The 24,385-nt window shown below is 61.2% G+C and carries 15 protein-coding genes; 9 read left to right on the top strand and 6 right to left on the bottom strand.

The features are described from left to right. Genes V5F59_RS09200 through V5F59_RS09190 form a run of 3 tightly spaced genes read right to left on the bottom strand, consistent with a single transcriptional unit; the run spans nt 1 to nt 6,219 of the window. Nucleotides 1–3,396, bottom strand: coding sequence for a UvrD-helicase domain-containing protein (locus V5F59_RS09200; RefSeq protein ID WP_393981568.1), 3,396 nt, complete (start codon nt 3,394–3,396; stop codon nt 1–3). Further along, nucleotides 3,396–6,053 (bottom strand): PD-(D/E)XK nuclease family protein, encoded by a 2,658-nt coding sequence (locus V5F59_RS09195; protein WP_393981570.1) that lies wholly within the window; start codon nt 6,051–6,053, stop codon nt 3,396–3,398. Before V5F59_RS09195 ends, V5F59_RS09200 begins: the two co-directional genes overlap by 1 nt. A gap of 22 nt (nt 6,054–6,075) precedes the next feature. Beyond that, on the bottom strand, nt 6,076–6,219 hold the full coding sequence (locus V5F59_RS09190; RefSeq protein ID WP_393981572.1) for a hypothetical protein: 144 nt from the start codon (nt 6,217–6,219) through the stop codon (nt 6,076–6,078). A gap of 128 nt (nt 6,220–6,347) precedes the next feature. Here V5F59_RS09190 and V5F59_RS09185 point away from each other — a divergent pair, with 128 nt between their 5' ends. From V5F59_RS09185 to brxL, 9 genes are read left to right on the top strand one after another with little or no spacing between them, the layout of a single operon-like run. Further along, nucleotides 6,348–7,271 carry a BrxR family helix-turn-helix transcriptional regulator gene (locus V5F59_RS09185; RefSeq protein ID WP_393981574.1) on the top strand — a complete coding sequence of 308 codons (924 nt, stop codon included), beginning with the start codon at nt 6,348–6,350 and terminating at the stop codon, nt 7,269–7,271. After that, a complete protein-coding gene (locus V5F59_RS09180) occupies nt 7,271–7,888 on the top strand; it encodes a DUF1819 family protein (protein ID WP_393981576.1) in 618 nt (205 codons plus the stop codon). Before V5F59_RS09185 ends, V5F59_RS09180 begins: the two co-directional genes overlap by 1 nt. A gap of 2 nt (nt 7,889–7,890) precedes the next feature. Beyond that, the gene (locus tag V5F59_RS09175) at nt 7,891–8,502 is read left to right on the top strand and encodes a DUF1788 domain-containing protein (protein ID WP_393981578.1); all 612 of its coding nucleotides are present in this window, start codon (nt 7,891–7,893) and stop codon (nt 8,500–8,502) included. 7 nt (nt 8,503–8,509) lie between these two features. Next, the gene (brxC, locus tag V5F59_RS09170) at nt 8,510–12,049 is read left to right on the top strand and encodes a BREX system P-loop protein BrxC (protein WP_393981580.1); all 3,540 of its coding nucleotides are present in this window, start codon (nt 8,510–8,512) and stop codon (nt 12,047–12,049) included. Beyond that, on the top strand, nt 12,049–13,224 hold the full coding sequence (locus V5F59_RS09165) for an AAA family ATPase (RefSeq protein ID WP_393981582.1): 1,176 nt from the start codon (nt 12,049–12,051) through the stop codon (nt 13,222–13,224). Before brxC ends, V5F59_RS09165 begins: the two co-directional genes overlap by 1 nt. After that, on the top strand, nt 13,221–13,724 hold the full coding sequence (locus V5F59_RS09160) for a hypothetical protein (protein ID WP_393981584.1): 504 nt from the start codon (nt 13,221–13,223) through the stop codon (nt 13,722–13,724). Before V5F59_RS09165 ends, V5F59_RS09160 begins: the two co-directional genes overlap by 4 nt. Further along, complete coding sequence (gene pglX / locus V5F59_RS09155) at nt 13,724–17,221, top strand: BREX-1 system adenine-specific DNA-methyltransferase PglX (protein WP_393981586.1); 3,498 nt, start codon at nt 13,724–13,726, stop codon at nt 17,219–17,221. Before V5F59_RS09160 ends, pglX begins: the two co-directional genes overlap by 1 nt. 2 nt (nt 17,222–17,223) lie before the next feature. Further along, nucleotides 17,224–19,725: a BREX-1 system phosphatase PglZ type A gene (gene pglZ / locus V5F59_RS09150; RefSeq protein ID WP_393981588.1), complete on the top strand. Its 2,502-nt coding sequence runs from the start codon at nt 17,224–17,226 to the stop codon at nt 19,723–19,725. 11 nt (nt 19,726–19,736) lie between these two features. Beyond that, nucleotides 19,737–21,806, top strand: coding sequence for a BREX system Lon protease-like protein BrxL (gene brxL / locus V5F59_RS09145; RefSeq protein ID WP_393981590.1), 2,070 nt, complete (start codon nt 19,737–19,739; stop codon nt 21,804–21,806). 502 nt (nt 21,807–22,308) lie between these two features. Here brxL and V5F59_RS09140 read toward each other — a convergent pair. The 3 genes from V5F59_RS09140 to V5F59_RS09130 form a co-directional block, all read right to left on the bottom strand. Continuing rightward, complete coding sequence (locus V5F59_RS09140; RefSeq protein WP_393981592.1) at nt 22,309–23,037, bottom strand: hypothetical protein; 729 nt, start codon at nt 23,035–23,037, stop codon at nt 22,309–22,311. Between the two features lie 77 nt (nt 23,038–23,114). Next, on the bottom strand, nt 23,115–23,546 hold the full coding sequence (locus tag V5F59_RS09135) for a type II toxin-antitoxin system VapC family toxin (protein WP_393981594.1): 432 nt from the start codon (nt 23,544–23,546) through the stop codon (nt 23,115–23,117). Then, a complete protein-coding gene (locus tag V5F59_RS09130; RefSeq protein ID WP_393981596.1) occupies nt 23,543–23,845 on the bottom strand; it encodes a hypothetical protein in 303 nt (100 codons plus the stop codon). Before V5F59_RS09130 ends, V5F59_RS09135 begins: the two co-directional genes overlap by 4 nt. Nucleotides 23,846–24,385: the final 540 nt, after the last annotated feature.

Below are 24,385 nucleotides of genomic sequence, written 5' to 3'. Positions count from 1 at the left end.
TCAGGCAGCCATCGCCCGGGCCGAGGGCGAGACGGTGATGATGGCGCCGGTCGTCATCAGCACGATCAGACCGCGCTCGGCGCCGGTCATGTCGAGATAGGCGCGGACTTGCGAGCGATAGTGATCGAGCGTCTGGGGATCGGGGTTCACGTCGCTTTTCCAGTCGACGACAACGGTAGGGCTTCCTTCGGCGCTGAGAGTCAGCGCATCCGCTATACCGGCCGTCGCCGTCTCCTCGCCGTCATCCGTGCGGGCGGCGTAAACGGGGAACTCGGCCAGGAGCGCCGGGCGCAACGCCGCGATCTCGGGCAGAGCCAGGGTCCGAACGACACAGCCTGCCAGTTCCTCGTCCGAAAGACCCGTCGCTGGATCGGCGACCGGCGAACGGCCGAGCGTCCGGATGAGCTCGCCGGCGCGTTTTGCGAGGGCTGGCGCGGTCGCATCGGTTTCCCCGGTCAGGACCTCCTCCATGAGCTTGTGGAGGATCAGTCCGCGTTCCCGGCCACCCTGGACCACGACGGTCGCCTCGAGTTCACGCGGTTGATCATCGGCCGAGCCTATCCAGATTTCGGCCTCTTCCTCCTGAAGTACCGCGCCGGAGGCGCTCTCGTCGCGGCTGGGCGCCAGCCAGGTGAGGCGCGTCTGCCGGGCGGCGATGGCCGCAGCCTCGGCCGCGAAGATGTCGCGCGTCTGGATATTGCTCGCGCCGGCGCCGCCACCTGCCTGGCCGAGCGGCAGGTGCGAGACATCAAGGCCGGGAAGATCGGCGAGCGACAGGTCGAGCAGGCCGATCCAGGCCGATTTTGAAGGCTTTGTGTCGAGCCGGGGCAGCACGAGGAGTTCGCGGGCGCGCGTCGCCGCGACATACCAGAGCCGGATGCGCTCGCGATCCAGCTCGTCCTTTTCCGCCTGGCGCGCGGCCTCATAGCCATCGGGCGCGACGCCGAGGACCGGGCAATAGAATGTGTCGGTCTGGCGGTCGATCACCGCGCTGTCGGGCGACATGACGCCCGTCATGGTGTTGACGGGAATGACAATTGGCCATTCGAGGCCCTTGGCGGCGTGCATGGTGAAGAGCGCGACGGCTTCTTCCTGCGCATCGGGCCGGCCTTCCACAGCGCGAGCCTCGTCGGTCCAGGCCGCGGTCATCGCCTCGGCGAAGGCGCGAAGGCCGCGCACGGCGTAGCCAGTCGACAGGCTCAGATAGAGATCGACGTTGGCGAGCGCGCGTTCGGCCTGGCCGCTATGGCGCTCGAGAAGAAGGGGACGAACCCGCATCACGTCTACGGCCTGCGAGAGAAGCTCGTGCGGCGTCGTGCTGTTGCTGCGGCGGTAGAGCGCTTGCAGCTTTTCGATAGTCTCGCGTGCGAGCGGATGAGCGATGGCGGCGGGATCGACGCGGAGATCGAGACGGGGAATCCGGTCGGGCTCTTCCTCCGAACGCGGCAGGGTCCAGACGATGTCCAGAAGCTCCTCTTCGGTGAGGCCGAGCAGCGGGCCGCGCAGCAGCGCGCCGAGCGCCAGCGTGTCGCGCCGGTCGGCGAGGACGCGGGTGAGCGCAATCAGGTCCTGGACCTCCTGGCGGCGGAAGAACCCCTTGCCGGCCTGTGTCGCCACCGGAATGCCGCGACGCTCCAGCGCCTCCTCATAGCGCCACAGCTCGGCGCCGGTCGGCGCCAGCAAGGCGATGTCGCCCGGCTGACAAGGACGTTCCGCGCCGGTGCGCCGGTCGATGATGGGCTGGCTGTCGATCAGGCGCGCGCACAGCTCGGCCACGGCATCGGCTTCGGCGTCGCGCTGCTGCTCGGCGCTGGCCTTGCCGTTTTCGTCCGCGACGGCGATGTCGAGGGCCGCGACGCACAAGCCGTTGCCGGGATCGTCGTGAAACGGATCGAGGGCCGTAAATCCGGGTTGGCCATCGGCCGAGAGCACGGCCTCGAAGCGTTCGTTGACGAACGTGAGGATTGAGGCGCAGGAGCGGAAATTGGTGGAGATCGACAGGAGGCTGTCGGGGTCCTGAGCGTTAAAGGAGTCGCGCGCCTGCACATAGGCGCCGACATCGGCGCCGCGGAAGCGATAGATCGCCTGCTTGGGGTCGCCGACCAGGAAGAGTGCGCCCGGCCGGATCCGGAATCGGGTCCAGTCGGCATCGCCATCGACCGGCTCGCCGCACAGCCGCCAGAAGATCTCGGTTTGCAGGGGATCGGTGTCCTGGAACTCATCGACGAGGACATGCGCGAAGCGCTGTCCCAGCGCGCGCCGGACATCATCGTGGTCGCGCAGCAGGTCGCGTGCGGCGAAAATCAGATCATCGAAGTCGAGCTGGGCGCTCGCGCGCTTGTGGTCGCGATAGCGCTGCAGGATCGGACGCGCCTCCTCGATCAGAGCCGCCAGAACCTGGCTGGCCGCCGCCTGAAGAAGCGAGGCCCGGGCGTCGCAGCAGGCGGTGTAGTGGCCTTCGGCAGCGATGTTCAGCCGCTCGCCGTCGGCCTTGGAGAGGCCCGCCTGCTTCGCCGCTTCGGTCCATTTGCCCTTCTTGCGATAGGAGGCAAAGGCGCCTGCCTTGGTGCAAAGGTCCGGGTGCGGACGCGAGGTCAAAAGCCGGATCAAGCCCGAGGGCATGGCGGGATCGGGACCGGCCGCCAGCGCGGTCGCCATCTCGACCAGCCGCTCGACGATCACGACCGTTTCCGGCTCGGTCGCCGCCGTCCCGCGCATGAAGACTGCGAAATCCGCCGTCGCCTGCCGGAAGGCTGTCAGATGACCGTCAAGCGGGGAGACGGCCGGCGCCGTGAGGGTGCGGCGGCGTCGCAGATTCTCGGCGATCTTGTGGACCAGCGCCACGGTTTCACCGGGGCTGTGCAGCACCATCTCAGCGAGAATGCCGCCCTGATCGCCGGACAGGCGCTCCCGCAGCCAGCCATCGAAGATCTCTAGGAAGGTGAGATCGGCCTGATTGCGGTCCATGACGCCGGCGCCGGGATCGATGTCGGCCTCGGCCGGATAGGGCTTGATCAGGCGCTGGCAGAAGCCGTGAATGGTTGAGCAGGTGATTTCGTCGATCGCGGCGCTTGCGGCCGCGAGATTGCCACGCTGCGTTTGCGACAGGCCATCGGGCAGGGCCACACGCAGCTCGGCCGCGATATGTCCGGCCGAGAGGTCGGCGACAAACTCGCGGACACGCGAGAGAAGCTCGCTGGCCGCCAGTTCGGTGAAGGTGACGGCGGCGATGGCGCGCGGAGGGACACCCTCGGCGAGCATGACGGCGATGCGTCCGGCCATAACGGCGGTCTTGCCCGAGCCCGCGCCGGCTTCAACCAGGATCGAGCGATCATGGAGGCTGATCGCGTCGTGCCGTGCCCCGTCATCCTTGAGAACGTTGGACACGCTGCTCATCATTCCGCCTCCCAGATTTGAGCGACTTCGCCCAGCCGCTCGGTCGCGGCCGGCATCTTGCGTTTGCAATAGGTGGCGCTGGCATTGGCCGGCAGGGCGAAGGCGAGATCGTCATAGTCGCCACCCGTGTCGGGGCCTGGCAGCGCCGCGCCGCCGGCGAAACTGATCCTCGCCGCGCGCAGATAGCCGGTGATCTCGGCGAGCACCGCCTCGGGGTCGTCGAGCTGAAGGTCGACGGGCTCGCGTGGGAACAGCAACGAGGCGCTGATCGCGACGTCATGGCCGAGCAGCGCCTTCACCGCGAAGGCGTAGAGGCAGCGCTGAAGCTCCCGGCCGCCATTCAGCCGGATCGCGGTCCGGGGCGGGCGGCCCGTCTTGTAGTCGCGGACGAGCGCGCGCTTGCCGTCGCCCGCGATGTCGAGCCGGTCGATGTAGCCGGCGATATTGAACCCTGTGTCGGGGATCGTGACCGGCAGGCCGGGATCCCACGGCGTCTCCGCGTCCGACTTGGTCTCCAATCCGCCGAACGGCACCTCGCCATAAGAGCGGGCGCCCGGAAGAAGGTCATCGCCATAGGCTAAAGCCCGACCCGCCATCAGCCGAGCATCGTCCAGGGTGCGCCCCCAGATGACGGCCGGCGGGATCGGGCGTTCACTTTCCCAATCGGCGGCGACAAGCTCGGCGGCCCGATCCACCGCTGCCGTGATCGCCGCGGCGTCGGCGGACGCCAGTCCACCGGCGTCCTCCAGGTCGCGCAAGGCGCGGTCGAGAACCATGTGAACCAGATCGCCGACGCCGAGCGCGTCGAGCACGAGCGGCTCGGCGCTGCTTTCGGGCACGCGCCAGCCGAAGGCATAGACCCAGGCGAAGCTCAGCGGATTGCGCAGCAGACGCCGGAGCGAGCTGGCCGACTGGGTGCGGGCCAGGATCGAGAGGATGATCGGATGATCGGGCCGGATGAGGCCGTCATGCGCCGTGATCTCGGTACGCCGCCAGTCGCGCCAGCAGCCTTGCGCGCTGACTGCCTGTGGAGCCGTGCTGAACTCCTGCGGCCGGGCCATGAGGCGGTCGGTTTCGCTGAAGGCATGGGCGGGCACGGCATTGCGGCGGAGGTAAACCTCCTCGCCATGCCCGGCGAGCAGCGGGCTGCGTCCCAGCAGGCGTCCGTCGCTGTCGCGCCGGGCGCGAGAGAGGACGACTTCACCGGCCGTGGTGGCCAGGATCGTCTCGAAATCCCGGCGATCGGCGAGGTTCACCGGAAGCGGGTCGAGCTCGGCAGTCGGGACAACATGGTCCGGGATCAGCCGGTCTTCGGCGATCCCGCGCGGCCAGCGCGAGGAGTTGAGACCGATCAATCGCACGAAGCGGCGCGGCGAGGCCGCGAGCGCGCTGACCGGCATCCAGGCGACGGACACACAGGCTTCCAGCCCGTCATCCTGCTTCAGGGTTTCGAGGATGGCGTCGATCGAGGCGGCTGGCCCGGCGAGAAGGGCCTTGCGCCAGATGGCAAGCGCACGGCCCTTGAGAAAGGCCTCGCCGATCTCGGGTGCAATGTCCGGCCCCTTGGCGAGAAGCTCGACCGCAGCGCACAGGGCCGGCGCGTGATCCGTGCCGTCGGGCCAGTCTTCCGGCTTCAACCGTGCCAGCAGGCGGTTCCAGGCATTGGGCGTCGACATGGGTGCATCGGCCGGCAGGACGCGCAGCCAGCCTTCGGGCAAGGATTCAAACGGCGCGGAATCCCGACACAGGGCGGCGAGACGCCGGAGCCGGGACTGCGACAGTCCGCGAACGACGATGTCTGCCAGCGCGGCGGCGGCCTGGCCTTCGCGGGTGGTGACGGTCCTGACGCCATGGACGAAGTGCAGGTCGATATTGGAGTCTGCGCGCAGGGCGAGGAAGTGATCGTCATAGTCGGCGGGCGAGGCGGTGGCGATCGCGATGTCTGAGGGCGCCGCCCGCCCTGAGGCAAGAAGCGACCGCGCCCAGCGCATGGCTTCGATGGCCTCGTGATAGGCCGTGGCCGCGCTGACGGCGCTGACTGCCGGTGTCCCCGCCGGAGCACGCGACACGCCGACGCCCGTGCCCTCCAGCCAGGCTGGCGCCGTCCTCGGCCCGGCCGTCCATTGCACGGGTATATGCGCGGTGAGCGCCTTCAGCAGCGGCCGCCAGCAGGGTGAGAGTTCCGTGAGGCCAGCGATCTCCATGGGGCCGAGAACGGCGGGCGCATGGGCGATACGGCTGGTGGCGGCGGCGACGATGTCGATGGGGCGCATCGTGCCGGCGGGAAGCTGCGCCAGGACCGCCGCCTCCAGCCGGGCGATGGCGTCGAGTCGCGGATGATCGGCCGCTCGCGCCGCAAGGTCGATGCCCGCACGCCAAGCCTTGTGCAAGGTGTCCGCGGCCGCGTCGATCATGCCGGGCAGCGACTTGATGTTCTCCAGCTCGCCCATCGGCGTTCCTGGCAGCACGGCTTGGATCGCCGCGCGCAGGCTTTCGTCGTCGATCGGCCGGACGAAACCTCCGGCGAGCCGCACCGCCGCCTGTTCGAAGGACATGACCTGCAGGCCGTGGCGCCCGTCGCGGGCCGCCGCCAGGCGGCGTTCCCGCACGGCGAGGCGGCCGTGAACGACGAGGGTGGATCGACTCGCGACGGCCATAACCGCTCTCCTTCCCGGGGGGCTACTTCTTGTTCGGACGCTGGGTGAGCGCCGATGCAGCCACCGTCTTCGCGGCCTTACTGCTCTTCGGATTCCGCAGCACCTTGGCGGCGGCGCTCGCCGCCCGCTTGCTGGTGACTTCGCCTTTCGAACCGCGCTTGGGCATTGTCTTGCCTCCCGAATTTCACGCCGATCACTATTGACGGGCGCCCTCGATGGGAATAATAATTACACGGATCGCGTCGATATGTCCATATACTTTTTATGCCCATCGGCGCACGGAGGCGGAAAGCGATGCTGGAAGGCGCTACGGCGTTGAAATGGGGTGTGGAGCGCCGGCTCGAGTTCATCGAGTTCCGGCTGTTCTGGGAGGGCGGGGTCAATCGCTCCGACATCATCGAGATGTTCGACGTGTCCGTACCCCAGGCATCGAAGGATCTGACGCTCTATCAGGAGCGCGCGCCTCAGAACGCCATCTACGACAAGAGCGCGAAACGCTATGTCGTGAGCGCGCAGTTCTCCCCGATTTTCCTGAAGCCCGATCCCGACGGTTATCTGTCCCGCCTGCGCTCCCTCGCCGAGGGTCTCACCGAGCCAAGCGAGTCCTGGATCGCGCATCCGCCCCAGACTGATATAGCCTTGACGCCGCGACGCGAGGTCGATTCAGGCGTGTTGCAGGCGATCCTCGGCGCGGTTCGCGAATACCGTTCGATCGATGTCCATTACCAATCGATGAGCGGCAAACGAGCCGACCCCATGTGGCGCCGGATGACGCCGCACGCTTTCGGCTATGACGGCCTGCGCTGGCACGCGCGCGCCTATTGTCACATCGACAATAAGTTCAAGGATTTCCTGCTGCCTCGGGTCCTCGGCGTGCGCGACATGGATGCTCCCGGACCCGGCGGCGATCAGGATACATTGTGGCAGGAGACTTTCGACATCGAGATCGGTCCGCATCCTCGTCTGACACCGAGCCAGCGCGCGGTGGTGGCAAAGGACTATGGGATGAGGAAGGAGCGGGCCGTTTTGACGGTGCGCTACGCGATGCTCTTTTATGTTCTCAAGCGCCTTGGCCTACTCGGCGACGCTAGTCAGCAGGATCCCCGCACCCAGCATATTGTTGCCCTCAACGCCGCTGAGACGGCACGCGCCCTGAAGCGCGCTGACTTCGAAATTGAGGAAACAGAGCAAGCTCCAAAGGTCAGGGGGAGCGCTTGATGGAGAGGTCGGAACAGCGCCCCTATCTTATGTCCTTTGGAACGGGCGGCCTCTTCATCAACGAAAGCGTGGCCGTTGCTCGACTGCACGTCGCCGGCGCCGATTGGGATTCGACATTGGTCGCCGCGCAAGAGAACGGCGCATTCCCGGTCCGCAAGGCAAGTTCGGCGCGGCGCTCGATCCGGGAGATCGTCAACCGCTTGAAGCATCTGTCTCCGGATGAGCTGGCGCTTTTCAAAGAAGGGAACCGGAGCGAGCAGGCCGCTCTTCTGTGGCTCGCAGCCTGCCGCGCGTACAGGTTCATCGGCGAATTCGCGGTTGAGGTGCTCAGCGACAGGTTCCTGTCGTTGCGGACCGACCTTAGCTATGACGATTTCGATGCGTTCCTGGCCGCTAAGGAGGAATGGTCTCCGAAGCTCGCGGCGCTATCGGCATCGACACGCGCCAAACTTCGCGCCGTGCTCTTCCGCCTGATGCGGGAGGCTGAGGTCTTGTCACAGGATAACCGGATCCTCGGGGCGATGTTGTCGCCGCGCGTGTTGGCCGTGATCCAGGCCAGCAACCCCGATGAACTTCGCTACTTCCCCGGTGCAGAGCGACAGTTGGGGAGGCGATAACGATGTCGCGAACGAGTGGGACGGCAAGCCCCAAGGATCGCTTCGATCACCTCCTGAAGGTGGTCGCGAGCGAGCGCTTTCTGAAGAAGCAGGGCCTCGGCAACGAGGTGCCATTCTTCATCTGCCCCTATCCAGCCGACGAGGCCGTCGCCATGGAGGCGATGCGCGCCAGCCTCGTGAAGCAACTTGGAAACCGAGGCGTGCGCGTGATCGAGATCAATCTCTACGATCTCAGCATCGCCTTGCTGCGCGATCGTGGCATCTGGGATGAGGTTCTCGCCGCAGAAAACAGCATCAGGAAGGACGAGCTGAAAGAGCTTCTTCAAGGGGTTCTCGATCCCGAAACGCATCTCGTTCCTGAAATCGGCGCACGGCTCTCAAGCGAGGAGTTCGATGTCCTGTTTTTGTCGGGAGTCGGTGAGGTCTATCCCTATATCCGGTCCCACAATGTGTTGAACAACCTCCAGAGCACCGCCAAGGAAAAGCCGACGGTGATGTTCTTCCCTGGGAAATACACGCACAGCCTGGCCACAGGAGCATCGCTCGATTTGTTCGGAATCCTGCACGACGACAAATATTACCGGGCATTCGACATAACACACTACGAGATCTGAGGGGGGCATGACCAAACTTCGCGACATTTTTGAGAAACCTGTCGATCGCGCGATCGAGGGGGTCATCAAGGCGGATGACGAGGCCAGCCTTCGGGTCGAACTCGAGGAGTATGTCATCACCAACGAGATCGAGCGTCAGTTCGAAAGGTTCCTCGATGCCTACAACAATTATGGGACGGCCAACGGCGTCTGGATCTCCGGCTTCTTCGGGTCGGGCAAGTCACACCTACTAAAAATGCTGGCGCTCCTTCTGGAGAACCGGGACGTGGGCGGAAGCCCAGCCTATGAGCTTTTCAAGCAGAAGTGCGCTCACAATGAGATTCTCGCAGCCGATCTGCGGAAGGCCGTTTCGATCCCGTCCAAGAGCATTCTGTTCAACATCGATCAGAAGGCCGATGTGATCTCGAAGGAGCAGATCGACGCCTTACTTTCTGTGTTCCACAAAGTCTTCGACGAAATGTGCGGCTACTACGGCAAGCAGCCTCACATTGCTCAGTTCGAACGTGATCTGGACAGCCGCGGCCTGCTCGACACGTTCAAGGCGGCATACCAGCCCATCGCCGGTAAGCCCTGGGACCGCGGGCGCGAACAGGCTCTGTTGGAGAATGCGAACGTGGCCAAAGCCTATGCGCAGGCCACTGGCGCTGATCTATCCGAGGGACAGGGCATCCTGACGCGGTATCGTCAGGATTTCCGGTCATCGATCGAGGATTTCGCCGACAAGGTGAAGGCCTATATCGACGCGCAGAAGCCGGGCTTCCGGCTCAACTTTTTCGTCGACGAAGTCGGCCAGTATATTGCCGATAACATCAAGCTCATGACGAACCTGCAGACGATCGCGGAAAGCCTGAACACCAAGTGCCGCGGCCGGGCCTGGATCATCGTAACGGCGCAGCAGGACATGGGCTCCGTCATCGGCGACATGGACAAGCGGCAGGAGAATGACTTCTCCAAGATTCAGGCGCGCTTTGCGAATAGGATGCCGCTCAACAGCGCCGATGTCGCTGAAGTGATTCAGAAGCGCCTGCTCAAGAAGACCGACGCCGGCATCGAGGCGCTGTCCGCTCTCTACCACCGCGAGTCGAACAATCTGAAGACCCTGTTCGACTTTTCGGATGGCTCAATCCGGCTCGAGAACTTCCGGGACCGCGATCATTTCATTCACAGCTATCCATTCATCCCGTACCAGTATCCGCTGTTTCAGTTGGCGATCCAGAACCTGTCCCAACACAACGCTTTCGAGGGCAAGCACAGTTCGGTCGGAGAGCGTTCTATGCTGGGCGTCTTCCAGGAGGTCGCGGTCAGGCTCGCCGATATTCCGCTCGGCGGTTTCGCGACCTTCGCCCAGATGTTCGAGGGCATCCGCACAGCGCTCAAATCGAACGTCCAGCAGTCGATCCTGATTGCCGAGAAGAATCTCGGCGACGAGTTCGCCACGCGGATCCTGAAAGCCCTGTTCCTGATCAAATATGTCAAGGCGTTTAAGCCGACGGCCCGAAACGTCGCTATCCTGATGCTCGACAGGTTCGACACGGACTTGGCGAAGCACAAGCGGCGTGTCGATGAGGCGCTCAGCCTGCTCGAGCAGAACACCTATATCCAGCGAAATGGCGAGCTGTTCGAGTTCCTGACCGATGAGGAGAAGGACGTCGAACAGGAGATCAAGGCGATCGAGGTCGATACGGCCGAGATCGCCAAGGAGCTGGAGACCCTGATCTTCGACGGGGTCATCAAGAGCCGGAAGCTGCGGCACGAGGCGTCATCTCAGGATTATTCTTTCGCGCGCTATCTCGATGACCGGCTGCTCGGGCGCGACTACGAGCTTGCGATCAATGTCATCACGCCATTCCACGAGCAGAGCGGAAACGCCGAGGCGATCGCGATGCGCACGATGTCGAGGGACGAGCTTGCCATCGTCCTGACCGCCGACAGCCGCTTCGTGAGCGACCTGATGATGTTTAAGCGGACGGACAAATATGTCCGACAGGCCCGCGCAGTGACGCAGCAACCGGCCATCGAACGCATCATCCGTGAGAAGGGCGAACAAAACAGCGGCCGGCAGCGTGATCTAACGCTCAAGGCCCGCTCGTTGGTGGGCGAGGCCCGACTTTTCGTGCGGGGGGAGGAGATCGAGGTTCGGTCGGAGGATCCGCAGGCCAGAATCGAACGTGCGTTTCAGACCCTCGTAGACAAGGTCCATGTCAATCTCGGCATGCTGCGTGGCGTAGCTTACTCCGAGAACGAGATCGGCAAGTTTCTCACGCATGGTAATGACGGCATGTTCGGTGAGGGCGCGGCCAATCTGACGGAGGCCGAGCAGGAGATACTCAACTACGCACAGGCAAACGCCCGCAACGGCATCCGGACGACGGTCAAGGCCGTCGTTGAACGGTTTGAGCGCAAGCCTTACGGCTGGTCCTACACCGCGATCCTCTGCACCACGGCCAGCCTACTTGGCCGCGGCAAGATCGAGGCACGTTCGGACGGAAGCCCATTGGAGGGCGAGGCTCTGCAACGGAGCCTCCAAAACGCCCATGCCCTGGGCAATATCGTGCTCGAACTGCAGGTGGAGTTCACGCCAGCGCAGACGCGCAAGCTCAAGGAGTTCTATCGCGAGTTTTTCGACGCGCAGCCGGCCGGCTCCGAGGGCAAGGCGCTCGGGATTGAAACGGCCGAGGCCTTTGGTGCGCTCAAGAATGAGCTCGCGGTTCTGGAAGCACAGTCGTCACGTTATCCGTTTCTTGCCGCGCTGGGCAGCGTTCAGGAGGCGGTGCGCGAGGTCACGAGCAAGCCCTACGCCTGGTATCTACTGGAACTTGGCCGCCATGAGGATCGGCTGCTTGATCTGAAGGAAAGCATTCTCGACCCGATCCGTCGCTTCATGGGTGGAGCACAGAAAGCGATCTATGACGAGGCGCGGGCCTATTTGTCCGACCAGAGTGCCAATTTCGGCTATGGCGGCGACGAGACGGCCAACGCTATCCAGGTGGTTCTAGACGATCCGAACTGCTTCAAGGGCAATACCATCCAGCAGATAAAGGGCACGCTCGATGCTCTGAAAGCCGACGTCGATACCTGGATCGCGACAGAGCGCAAGACGGCGCTTTCCAACGTGGAAGAGCTTCGAGAGAAGTTACGGGCGCTCCCCGAATTCGCCTCCCTCACGGATTTCGATCGCCGAGATGTCGAGGCTACCTTTACAGGCATTCTGGAGACAGTCGCCAACAGCAAGCTGATCGCGGTGATCCGCGAGCGTGTGAGCGGATTCAGGTCATCCGTCTATCCGGCGCTGCTCGGTCGCGTAACGGCGCCTCCTCCTCCGCCAGCCGCACAGAAGGGTGATGGAGAGGCTGAACGGCAGGGTTTCAGGGATGCCGTAAGCTCGCCGCCGCCGCCCGCCCAACCCGAGTACGTGGCTGCCAGCGCGCTGCGCGTCACGTATGCCAAGGCGTATCTCGCCGATGAGCGGGATGTCGATGCTTATCTGGACACCCTGCGCGAGACGTTGGTTGCGGAGATCCGCGCGGGCAAGCGGGTCACTGTGTGATGATCGCTAGCGTCGAGATTCAGAGCTTCACGGCGTTCGGGAATTTGGAAGTCTCGCTCTCCCCGCGCGTAAACGTAATCATAGGTTCGAACGGGACCGGGAAAACACATCTCCTGAAAGCGATCTACGCCCTTGCGATCGCTGACCAGCCTTCATCGAACGAAGAGCGTTCCAGAAAGGAGCAGGAAACAGACATATCGAAGAAGTTCTTGCGCCTGTTCTCACCTGAGGAGAACAAGATCGGCGCATTGCGAGCCAACGGTTCGAAAGCGCCGACCCGGCTGAGCCTGAAGCGCAGCGATGACACTAGCGTGGCAATCTCATTCGCCAGCAATTCCAAGGTCGCTCGGATCGAGAAGGATGCCGAGCCGGACGGGCATGAAGCGCGGCCGGTGTTCATTCCGACCAAGGAGATCCTGTCGCTCGTCCGTGGCATGCGCCACCCAGAGCATGATCGCGCAACCGTCGAGATGATTTTCGACGACACCTACATCGACCTCGCGGAACTCCTCGTCCGCCCCGGCTTCGAGGACGAGGCTTCGAGCCTCAACGAGGATCCCAGGCTTTCGAGCATTGTCCGTGAATTGGTCGGCCTGGTCGGCGGGCGCTATCGCTGGGCGAGCGACGGGGCCTTCCGTTTCGAGTCGGGGAGCTACGAGGAGAAAGCCGACCCGGCCCGGTCGAAGTCAACGACGGCCCAGGCATATCAGGATTCCACCGTCGTCCGGTTCGTCCCGAAAGGCGGGCAATCGCTCTCGAGCAGCATGACCGCTGAGGGATACAGAAAAATCGGCGTGCTGCACAGATTGCTCTGCAACGGCTCGATCAACCCCGGCACCACCGGCGTTCTCCTGTGGGACGAGCCAGAGGCGAACCTGAATCCGAGACTGATGAAGAAGCTCGTTCAGGTTCTCCTGGAGCTATCGCGCAACGGCCAGCAGATCGTCCTCGCCACCCACGACTATGTCCTTCTGAAGTGGTTCGATTTGCTCATGGAAAAGGGCAAAGAGGACCATGTTCGGTTCCATGTACTTGTTAGAGAAGAAGGTAGTGAGGGGATGTCCGTTCACTCCACTGACGATTACGCGCAGCTGGTGAACACAGGAATAGCGAAGACTTTCAGTGAGTTGTACGACGCTGAAATCGAGCGCTCGTTGGAGGGCGTTGCGCTATGATAACGGTGCAAGAGTTTGATCTGGAAATTGCCTTTCCAGAGGCAAAGGCAGTCATTCATTTCGACGATAACGATTATCACGTCAACAGCACCATTCAGCGCGTCGACTTCATCGCGGAGTATGAAGATCGTCACGTCTTTGTTGAAATAAAAGATCCTGACAATCCCGTCGCGCAGAATGTGCCGGCTTTTGAAGGAAAGCTGAATTCTGGCAAGCTGGTACAAAGCCTGTCCGGCAAGTTCCGAGACACGCTTTTCTTCCGCTCCATCCAAGGAAAGCACGACTTGAGCGTGGTCTATGTTGTGCTGCTTTCAATGAAGAAGCTGGACGCAGCCCTGCTGCTGACAAAGCAGGATGAGCTAAGAAAGTCGATCCCCATACGGCACGCCGATTGGGCGCGCGATTGCGCGGCAAGCTGCATCATTTTGAACGTTGAGCAATGGAAGAAGCGGTTTGGTGATCAATCAATCCGGCGGATCAGTGAAGGGGCGGCGGTTTGATGGATACCTCGAAGCTCAAGAAGTTCGCGCAGTTCGCGCGTCGCACCTTGATCGGACAGGTCGGTGCCAAGCTGGACTCCGTTCTCGCGGAAGGGGCCGCGGCCCGGCGCGAGCATCCGGAGGCGATGAAGAAGCTCGAAGCGGCCATTGGTCGGGACGGCAAGAGCCAGGTGATCGAGCGGGTCGCCTACATCTGGTTCAACCGCTTCTCCGCTTTGCGCTTCATGGACGTGAACGATTTCAATCCGGTTCGCGTCGTCTCACCCCTGGTTGGCCAGTTCCAGCCCGAAATCCTAGCCGAGGCCAAGGCCGGTAATATCGACGAGGATCGCGTGCCCGAGAAGGTGCGTGGCCAAATCCGCGCCTTGCTGGATGGCCGCACGCCCAGCCCAGACGCGCAGGCAGAAGCCTATCGGCTGCTGCTCGTCGCCATCTGCAACGATTGGCACAAGGTGATGCCGTTCCTGTTCGAGCGGATCGACGACTTCACCGAGCTGCTCTTGCCTGAGGACCTGCTGTCGAACGCCTCGATCCTCGCCTACACGCGCGAGGCGATGACGCCCGATGTCTGCCAGGATGTTGAGGTTATCGGGTGGCTCTATCAGTTCTACATATCCGAGAAGAAGGATGAGGTCTTCGCGGGGCTCAAGAAGAGCGTGAAAATCTCGGCCGAGAATATTCCGGCCGCCACGCAGTTGTTCACGCCCCATTGGATCGTGCGTTACCTGGTCGAGAATTCGCTTGGGCGGCTCTGGATGCTCAACCGGCCCAACTCCAGGCTAAGGGAGCGGATGGACTACTACATAGCGCCGGTAGAGCCGGAGACGGACTTCCTCCGCCTCTCGTCGCCGGAGGAAATCAAGGTCTGCGATCCCGCCTGCGGATCGGGGCACATGCTGACCTATGCCTTCGACCTCCTTCACGCGATCTACGAGGAAGAAGGCTATGACTCGGTCGAGATCCCGGGCCTGATCCTGGCTAACAATCTCTACGGCATCGAGATAGACGAACGCGCCGGGGCGCTGGCGGCGTTCGCCCTGACAATGAAGGCGGCTGCGCGTCGCAAGCGGTTCCTGCGGCGATCTGGCAAGGACGGCGTGCAGCCCAACATCTGTGTTCTGGAGAACGTCAGTCTAAAGGACGACGAGCTAGCTGACTATGTGAAGGAGATAGGGCGCGAGCTCTTCACTACGGACCTACGCGAGACGCTCGGTCAGTTCGAACAAGCGAAGAACTTCGGCTCGCTGATCGTCCCCAACCTCAAGGATGCGGACAAGCTAGTTCGGGTGATCGCCGAGAAGCAGTTCGAGAACAACCTGTTCCTACGCGATGTCCACGAGCGCGTGCAGGTTGCGCTACGCATGGCCGGCTATCTGAGTCCCAAGTACCATGTTGTGATAGCTAACCCGCCGTACATGGGCAGAAAGAACATGAACCCCTCTCTTCAGCGATATGTTGTGGAGAAGTATAAGGAGAGTTCTGGAGATTTCTTTGCCACATTTATTGAAAGATGCTTGGCGCTCAAAACGGCGTCTGGGTTTGTGTCCATGATTTCGATGGACAGTTGGATGTTCGGGGATGACTACACTGGATTTAGAGGGCAGGTGCTATCTAGGTTCGAAATTGAATGTCTGATTCACCTCGGGCCACATGCATTCGACGAAATAAAGGGAGAAGTCGTCCAGGTTGCGGCTTTCGTGTTGAGGGATAGGGGGCAAGATAAGATCGTCGGTACTTTTGTTGATTTAACACGGCAGCCAAACTCCGGATCCAAAGAGGCGGCGTTTTTGGCCGGAGAGGGGAGGTATTACGTTGACTCCGCTGAATTTGATGATCTGCCGCGGAACGTATTTGCCTATTTCATATCAGAACATACAAGGTCCGCATTCAAGAACGGAATTCCGCTAAGAGAGATCGCAGAGGCGTTCACAGGGTTGCAAACCGGAGACAATCCTCGCTTCATTCGCTCGTGGAGCGAGGTCAGCTTCAATGAAATTGACTTCGCTAGACGTCCGAACTCGGAGGTAGAACCGCGAAGCAGCAAGTGGGTTCCATACGTAAAAGGTAGTGAGTTTCGTAAGTGGTATGGTAATCACGAGTTTGTGCTAGACTGGAGTAATAATGGGGAACAGATTAAGTCCCATAATAGCGCAACGGTTCGCAACCAGCAGTACTACTTTCGATCGGGATTGGCCTACAACAATATATCAGCCAAGCTCTCGCTGAGATCCGTTGGATATGGTCATATATTTGACCAAAAGAATTCAATGTTCTTTGCGGATGTCGATGCGGATGCAAAATTCGCAATGGCATACCTGCATTCGAAAACCACCCCTCCTTTTCTGAGGGTTGTTGCTCCTAAGGATTTTGGTCCTGGCTCGATGAAACTGCTCCCTGTGATGCAGAACTACGGGGAGTTTTATTCAGTGACAGAAATTGCTGACGCAGCAACTGCCATTGCTCGGGGCGATTGGGACGCCTACGAGACGTCTTGGGATTTCGCAAGACTGCCTCTCTTGTCCCCCGATGATCGGTCTGGGACGCTGGAAAGCACCTACGCTCGCCTGCGCGCGCATTGGCGTGGCATGGCAGAGGAGATGCAGCGTCTGGAGGAAGAGAATAACCGCATCTTCATCGACGCCTATGGTTTGCAGGATGAGCTGACGCCTGAAGTGCCGCTGGAGGAGATTACGCTTACCTGCAATCCTGCCTACCGTTATGGCGGTCAGAAGGCCGCCCCCGAGTTGGAGGCGTTGCTGCTCGCCGACACGATGCGCGAGTTCGTTTCCTATGCTGTGGGCTGCATGTTCGGCCGCTACAGTCTCGATGCGTCCGGCCTCGTCCTCGCCAATCAGGGCCAAGGGCGGGAGGACTATCGCGCCAAAATCCCGAACCCGACCTTCGAGCCAGACGCCGACAATGTGATCCCGGTGCTCGATGGCGAGTGGTTCGTCGACGACATCGCCGCGCGTTTTCGGCGCTTCCTGCGCGTCACTTTTGGGGAAGAGTTTTTCCAGGAGAACCTCGCCTTTGTCGAAGGGGCGCTCGGCAAGGACATTCGGAAGTACTTAACCCGCGACTTCTTCAACGATCATGTGAAGCGATATAAGAAGCGACCCATTTACTGGCTGTTCTCGAGCCCGAAGGGCACGTTCAACGCGCTGATCTATATGCACCGCTACCGCTCCGACACGGTGAGCGTGGTGCTAAACGACTATCTGCGGGAGTTTCGGTCCAAGCTCGAGGCTTATCGCCGAGCGCAGGAAGCGCTCAGCATCAGTGGGGACACTTCGCCCGCGCAGAAGACCAAAGCTCTGAAGGAGATCGAGGCGACAGCAAGACAGATCGAGGAAATCGATGCCTGGGAGCGCGATGTCCTGTTCCCATTGGCGACGCAGAAGATCGAGATCGACCTCGATGACGGCGTGAAGGCCAATTATCCGAAGCTCGGTGCGGCCCTGAAGCCCATCAAGGGCCTCAACGAGTCGGACGACTGAGTATGCAGGACCGAATCGCCAAGGGGCTCGATGCTCAATTCGACAAGCACCGGATCGTCTTCTGGTACGATCCGGCGCACGAATTTCGCAAGGCGTTCGAAGGGTTGGCGCTCGATGGCGTCGAGAAGATCGAGGTGGCGAACACCGAGTTCGCGGTGAAGCACCGCATCCTGCGGGAAGAGCCGAAGCGGCGCTTTCTGCTCTATCGAGAGGGGCCGCGGCCGGATGACGTCGACAACTGGCTGCTCGACGTCGAGCTGGCGCATGGGGTGTTCAAGACCGATCAGGTCGCGATCTGGCTGGCGGACCTGGGATTGCCGATCAGCTTCGAGAATCTTGCACGCGAGCACCAGGAGTTCTTTCGGTCCAACCGTCGGTTGGAGAAGCTAAAAGCCATTATTCGTGGAGACGATACCAAGCCCAAGCTGCGTCTGAGGATGCTTGGGGTATGCGCCGGGGCTGACGGTGACTTCGACACTGTCGTCGAGGCGCTGTTGGGAGAGCTAACCGTGGGCAAGGACGACAGCTTGCGGCTGATTGGCCGTGTCGGCCTCAGCGAGTTCCTCTGGGATCAGATGTTGCGGATCTTCGGCTACCGCGCCGACAAGCCGAGCATCGGCGATTTCGCGATCACGCTGTTCAAGTCCTGCTATCAGAACGCGGTCGGGGGCGAAGCGATCCTGACTCCCGAGGCTTTAGGGTTCTTCCGTCGCTGGAAGAACAATCGGAACGCCGAGGAGGCCTTCGCGACGTTATCGGCTGAGTATGCCGACGCGTTGGGTGTAGCGCAGGATCTCGCCAAACGTGACTTCCGAGCCCTGATCGAAGTGGACTATTTTGAGGAGGTCGATCGCGCGATCATCCGTGCGCTGGTCCACGAGGTCGGCAGCCAGACCGTGGCGCAGGCCGATGTCTTGAACTGGATCCGCCAGCGCCGGCAGAGCCATTGGTACGATTCCTATCGCGATCTGTACGAGGCGATCGGCTTTGCCGCCGAGTTTCAGCAGGCGATGGCGCAGGTGACACTCGGCATAACCAGCCTCGCGGAAGGAGTCGAGCGCTATGCGAAGAGCTGGTTTCGGATCGACCAGCTCTATCGGAAATTCATCTGGCGCATGCAGGGATCCGGGCAGGCGACGCTGATGCGCGAGCTGTTCGAGCAGGTCGAAAATCACTACGTCAATAGCTACCTATTGCGTCTGAACGACGCTTGGCAGACGCATGTGGACGCGGCGGAGTCATGGTCGGCGCCGCCAGTTCCTGCGCAGCGGAGCTTCTACCGGGACCATGTGGGTGAGTTCCGCCGCCGCGATCAGAAGATCTGCGTCATCATTTCCGACGCGCTTCGCTACGAAGTCGCCGAGGAGCTGTTAGGCCGCATTCGCAGCCTTGACCGATACGAGGCGGGGATCGAGCCGATGTTCGGGAGCCTGCCGAGCTACACCCAGCTCGGAATGGCGTCGCTGCTGCCCAATGGGGATCTGCAGATTGCCGACAACGATAGCGGCACGGTCCTGGTGAACGGTCAGAGTTCACAAGGTCTAGAGAACCGCAGGAAGATCCTGGCGACCGGGCGGGCCGGCGATAGGACGACGGCTGTGAAGGCCGAGGACCTGATGGGCATGGACAAGGATCAGGCCCGCGCGCTCGTCCGAGATCACGACGTCGTCTATGTCTACCACAATCTGATCGATGCGATCGGCGACAAGCAAGTGTCTGAGGATCGCGTCTTCGAGGCTGCCGAGGATACGATCGAGGAGATCGTCAGAGTGGTCAAAAAACTCAACGGCGCCAACGCCAACAATCTGATCGTAACGTCCGATCACGGTTTCATCTACCAGCACCGGCCGATCGAGGAGAGCGACTTCTCTTCGGCTCAAGTAGAGGGTGACACGATCCTTTTCCGCGACCGGAGGTTCATCCTGGGGCGCGGCCTGAAGGGTAATCGCGGTCTGCGGCGCTTCACGCCGGAGCAGGCGAGCCTCGAAGGTTCGGTGGAAATGCTGATACCCAAGTCGATTAACCGGTTGCGCCGCCAGGGCTCGGGGAGTCGGTTCGTGCATGGCGGCGCGACCCTTCAGGAAATCGTCGTCCCGGTCGTCAAAATCAACAAGAAGCGTCAGAGCGACACTTCGGCGGTCGAAGTCGAGATCATCGGAAGCACCAACCAGTTGATCACGTCGAGCCAAATCTCGGTTCGCTTCTATCAGGTCGCCGCCGTCACGGAGAAAACCCAGGCCCGCACGCTGAGAGCCGGCATTTACGCACTATCGGGCGAGTTGATCTCCGACAGCCATGAACTGGTCTTCGATTTCCGATCCGAGAACGCTCGCGAGCGCGAAGTCGCGGTTCGTTTCCTGCTGCTACGCCAGGCGGATGCATTCAACGGCCAGGAGGTCATCCTGAAGCTGGAGGAACGGCACGGCGATACATCCCACTTCAGGGAATACCGCACGGCTCGCTACACGCTCCGCCGCAGCTTCTCGAACGACTTCGATTTTTGAGGGGGGGAGCGATGACCGCGCTGGACGATAAGATCAATGAACGCTTCCCAGGCCTCGTGGTGCGCAAGGACCTGGTCAAAGCGGTGAAGGGCAACGCCATCGTCCCTTCGTATGTGCTGGAATTCCTGCTCGGCCAATATTGCGCCACCAATGACGAGGCTTCGATTCAGTCGGGTATCGAGACGGTCAAGGAGATCCTGCGCAAGCACTATGTGCATCGCAACGAGGCAGGCCTGATCCGGTCGAACATCCGGGAAAAGGGGCGATGGAAGGTAATCGACAAGATCAGTGTCGACCTCAACACCGACAAGGACGCGTATGAGGCGACCTTTGCCAATCTCGGTATAAAGAAGGTCACCATCGATTCCGACACGGTGAAGGCTCATCCCAAGCTGCTCGTGAGCGGAGTCTGGTGCATTGCCGATGTGGAGTACGAGCACAGCGAGGACAAGAACGTCGAGCCCTGGATCTTGAGCAGCATCAAACCGATCCAGCTCTCCAAGTTCGACTACGATGCTTTTCTCGAGGCGCGCGCCGGCTTCACGACCGAGGAATGGATCGACCTGTTGTTCCAGACGGTCGGGTTCGACCCCGAAATGTTTGGGCGGCGCAGCAAGCTCCTGCAGCTGATGCGCCTCGTGCCCTTCGTTGAGCGAAACTACAATCTGATCGAGCTAGGGCCGAAGGGGACAGGCAAGTCGCACATCTTCTCGGAGTTTTCGCCGCACGGCATCCTGATTTCCGGTGGCGAAGTGACGGTGCCCAAGCTGTTCGTCAACAACAGCTCGGGCAAGATCGGACTCGTCGGCTACTGGGATGTCGTGGCCTTCGACGAGTTCGCCGGCCGGCAGAAGCGCGTCGACAAGGCGCTTGTCGACATCATGAAAAACTACATGGCCAACAAGAGTTTCTCGCGCGGTGTGGAGACGCTTGGTGCCGAGGCGTCGATGGTCTTTGTCGGGAACACCAAGCACAATGTTCCCTACATGCTGAAGCACACCGACTTGTTCGAAGAGCTGCCTGAGAAATATTACGACTCGGCCTTCATCGATCGACTTCACACTTATGTTCCAGGCTGGGAGATTGATGTCATCCGCGGGGAGATGTTCGCGTCGGGATATGGTTTCGTCGTCGATTATCTCGCCGAAATCCTTCGGCACATGCGCAATGACGACTATTCCAACCGCTACCAGGGGCTGTTCACGCTCTCATCGGATATTTCGACTCGTGACCGCGACGGGGTAAACAAAACCTTCTCGGGTATGATGAAGCTGCTCTTTCCGGCGGACAACGCGACCGAGGCCGAAGTAGAAGAGATTTTGCACCTCGCCGTGGAAGGGCGGAAGCGGGTCAAGGATCAGCTTCTTCGGATCGACAGCACATATCCGGAAACGGACTTCTCGTTCACGGCGCAAGATGGGCGCAAGATCGAGGTAAAGACGCTCGAAGAGTCAGAATATCCGCAATACTACCACAAGCGCGCCACGGGCCACGAGGATCCGACTTCGGAGAAAGCAAAGGATATCGGCAGCGCGCCCGGTTCACCCGCTACGCGGCGCGCAGTTGGATCAATGGCTGAGCCCGTTGGCCGGCGCGAGGGGCACAAAGTCTTCAGTGAGAACCAGAAGGGAGTCACGTTTGCCGATCTGTTCTGGCCCTGGATCGACGGGGCCACGAAAATTGTCATCACTGATCCCTATATCCGCATGTTCCATCAGGTGCGCAATCTGATGGAGTTCATCGAGATGATCGCCATACGCAAGGCGCCAGAAGATGAGGTCGCGGTACGGCTCATCACCTGTCTCGATGAATCATATCCTGAGAAGCAGCAGGCTAATCTTGTTGCTGTCGAAAATGCCAGCACGGCCGCCGGGATCGATTTCTCCTGGGAGTTTGACGGGACGAACACGATCCATGCGCGTCATATCGTCAGCGATGCGGGCTGGAAGATCAGCCTCGATCGAGGTCTCGACATCTTTCAGAAGTTCGAAATGAATGACGCGTTTAACCTCGCCAATCGGCTGCAAGCTTATCGTCAGGTGAAAGCATTTGAAGTCACATATTTGAGGGCAAAGGAATAGCGTCTCGTGGGAAAATGCTGAACCGCAAGTCCGGTTGCAATTGCCGACGGTCGATTATGTCACGGGCATCAGTTCCCGCCCTCTGGCGCGTTAAGTTCTCTTAGTATATCCCCAACACTCCGCCCGTCCACACGACACACCGCGATGACTCGGTCATGGGAGATGACGCGTCCGCCACGCCCACGACGGGCCTCGCATCGCGTGTTGCGACCGAACGCGACCCGCTCAAGTAGCCTCTTTGCTCGACCGCCTTCCGGAGAGTGAAGCTCAGGCGCGTTAAAGTCCGCCAGCCGAACCTCGATCCAAGTGTTGGGGTCCGCAGAGTTACCCACGCAAAATCCGTCGCCGTCGCCGACGTAGCGCACCAGGCCGCTGAACTGCTGTCCGGGGCGCGACGGTAGGCGTCCCTCGCATGGGTCGGCACGCGCCGGCGATGTGGTCAGCAGCATGATTGCGGCGCCGAATGCGATCGTCGTTAGGCCCAGCGGCCTGGAAGCGAGCCTCAACATCCCTCTCCAGCGCGCGCAATCTTCAGACCGTAGTCGGCTTCGAGCATGTCGACGATGCGGACCAGAGCACGATAGATGCTCAGTTCATTCGCACCAAATTTGTAGTGGCCGGTGATCAGCGCCTCTGGCAGCAGATCATCGACTCGGGCCTTTCGCTTTTCTTCCTGGCCATCGCGGATGTAGGTGACGGGATAGCGGAAGGATCGGCCTTCGCCCTCCCACACGCCCCAGGCGCTATAGTTCTGGATGTTGGCGTTATAGCACTCCGAGCCGATGATGCTCTCCATGCGCACCAGGATGTCACGGATCGGGCCGACCTTGGCGCGGGTCCGTTGAACATACCGATAGCCTTCGATGCCCTTCTGCACCTCCTCCAACTGGGCGGAATACCAGTCGTGCTCGGCGGCGGCCCTTTGCTTAATCCCCGCGAGCAGGTCGGCAGGCACGTCGTCAGGGGACAAGGAGGCGAGTTCGGCAAAGGCCTCGACCTCACTCTGGACGGCGTTGAAACGATCTTCCCAAGTCTCGTTGTATTGCGAGGCCTCATCCAGAATGGCTTGTTTGAACGGTAGCGCTTCACCGAAGTCTAGCGCCTGCAAGGCATGGTAAGCCTCGCTCTCGCTGTCGATGACATGCTGCTGCATTTCTTGATCGCCGGGCCAGTCCGTTTTGGCGGCGCGTCGAATCCCGTTAAGAACTTCAGAGGGTATGTCCTGCGTCATAGGCTCACCTGAATCTTTCAATCTTGGGCGGAAATATCGGAGCTGACGGGGGTATGTCGGTGACCGAAATTTTGTCGCTATGAGCCGCCCCGCAGCGGGTTGATCGTGCTGATCCCTGCAAAATGCTTCTCATTGTCGGTGACGATCGTGCAGCCGTTAGATTCCGCAACGGCGGCGATGATCATGTCCAAGGCGCTGCGCGGGTGGCCAGCGGCTGTCCCATCGGCCATTAGTCTCGCCCAAACGAGACCTGCCTTCTCGTCGAAGGGGAGAACGCGCCCGGCGAAGAGCGCTGATGGGCCTTCCGGCCCTGCGAACCACGCTTCGAGCTGATCGCGCTTGCGGCCGGCAGGCTTCTCCAGCACGCCGCGCCGAATCTCGGCGATGGTGAGCGAGGCGATGAAAAGGTCTTCGTCGACCTGTTCGGCCATCCACGCCAGCAGCGAGTCCGAGGGGGCGGTCTTGGTGACGTTGCTGATAATGATGGTGTCGAGAAGATACCGGCTCACAGGTCAACCTTGCGACCTGGCTCATAGGGGCGGGCTGGCACGGCATCGGCGCCAACCAGAGGCGAGCGTCGGAGGGCTTCGAGGATGCCACCCTTTCGCGGCGGCTGACCGGCGATGCCTTGGCTGACGGCAGCGCGCAAGCGCTCGGCCTCCGGGCCGTTCTCGGCCAAGCGCTTCGCAAACGAGCGAATTAGCTCCCGATCGGAATCGCGCCCGAGAACCTCGAAGCGCGCCATGCCGCGTTCAACCAAGCGGTTCCGGTAGTTCTTGATGGCGCGCCTCTGAGACGTGTCGCTCATGATTGACCTCCGCGATATTACCAGTAATATATCCAGTTACAGGTCGGACGGCAAGATGGCCTGGAGCAAGGGCTCGTTCCGGGAAGGAAGCGATGATGGCTGATGCCGTCGAACACCGCACGCGACCGCATCACCCAGCCGCCGATTGTAGGTATTTGCGCTTCGCCACGACGCGCCAGGGTTCGCCAGCGGAGCCTATCGCGACCGGGAGCGGCCGATATTTCACTGCATGTTTATCGCGTAACCAACTGAAACTGTTCAATGTTGTGGGGTTAGATGCGACAATGACAGCATGTCTGCCAACGTCGTTCAATTCCCAGCGTCGCAGGGCGACGCCGACCTTTACGACTACGTCCGCCCAATCCGGTCGGCGCTGCCGGAGCCGCGGTCACGCGCTCGGAACGGGGGCGAGCACCAGGCGAGCCTCAAAATCTCTGATGACTGGCCCGATCACGTGCCGGTCACTGAGGCCGAGCTGGACCTTTTCGAAGTCCATTTCGGTCCGCTCCTCGACGAGCTGCTGGGCTCGAAAAACTGAAT

The sequence above is a fragment of the Xanthobacter nonsaccharivorans genome (assembly GCF_043194755.2).
In the GTDB taxonomy this organism is placed as follows: Bacteria; Pseudomonadota; Alphaproteobacteria; order Rhizobiales; family Xanthobacteraceae; genus Xanthobacter; species Xanthobacter autotrophicus_G.
The sequence above is the reverse complement of the archived record's forward strand: the minus strand, read 5'-3'. Positions and strand labels throughout refer to the sequence as shown.

Excerpts from the sequence above, each read along its gene's own strand:
- V5F59_RS09195 (WP_393981570.1), bottom strand. The coding sequence starts at position 6,053 with ATGGCCGTCGCGAGTCGATCCACCCTCGTCGTTCACGGCCGCCTCGCC.
- V5F59_RS09200 (WP_393981568.1), bottom strand. The coding sequence starts at position 3,396 with ATGAGCAGCGTGTCCAACGTTCTCAAGGATGACGGGGCACGGCACGAC.
- V5F59_RS09130 (WP_393981596.1), bottom strand. The coding sequence starts at position 23,845 with ATGAGCGACACGTCTCAGAGGCGCGCCATCAAGAACTACCGGAACCGC.
- pglX (WP_393981586.1), top strand. The coding sequence starts at position 13,724 with ATGGATACCTCGAAGCTCAAGAAGTTCGCGCAGTTCGCGCGTCGCACC.
- brxC (WP_393981580.1), top strand. The coding sequence starts at position 8,510 with ATGACCAAACTTCGCGACATTTTTGAGAAACCTGTCGATCGCGCGATC.
- V5F59_RS09190 (WP_393981572.1), bottom strand. The coding sequence starts at position 6,219 with ATGCCCAAGCGCGGTTCGAAAGGCGAAGTCACCAGCAAGCGGGCGGCG.
- V5F59_RS09180 (WP_393981576.1), top strand. The coding sequence starts at position 7,271 with ATGGAGAGGTCGGAACAGCGCCCCTATCTTATGTCCTTTGGAACGGGC.
- V5F59_RS09165 (WP_393981582.1), top strand. The coding sequence starts at position 12,049 with ATGATCGCTAGCGTCGAGATTCAGAGCTTCACGGCGTTCGGGAATTTG.
- brxL (WP_393981590.1), top strand. The coding sequence starts at position 19,737 with ATGACCGCGCTGGACGATAAGATCAATGAACGCTTCCCAGGCCTCGTG.
- pglZ (WP_393981588.1), top strand. The coding sequence starts at position 17,224 with ATGCAGGACCGAATCGCCAAGGGGCTCGATGCTCAATTCGACAAGCAC.
- V5F59_RS09140 (WP_393981592.1), bottom strand. The coding sequence starts at position 23,037 with ATGACGCAGGACATACCCTCTGAAGTTCTTAACGGGATTCGACGCGCC.
- V5F59_RS09185 (WP_393981574.1), top strand. The coding sequence starts at position 6,348 with ATGCTGGAAGGCGCTACGGCGTTGAAATGGGGTGTGGAGCGCCGGCTC.
- V5F59_RS09160 (WP_393981584.1), top strand. The coding sequence starts at position 13,221 with ATGATAACGGTGCAAGAGTTTGATCTGGAAATTGCCTTTCCAGAGGCA.
- V5F59_RS09175 (WP_393981578.1), top strand. The coding sequence starts at position 7,891 with ATGTCGCGAACGAGTGGGACGGCAAGCCCCAAGGATCGCTTCGATCAC.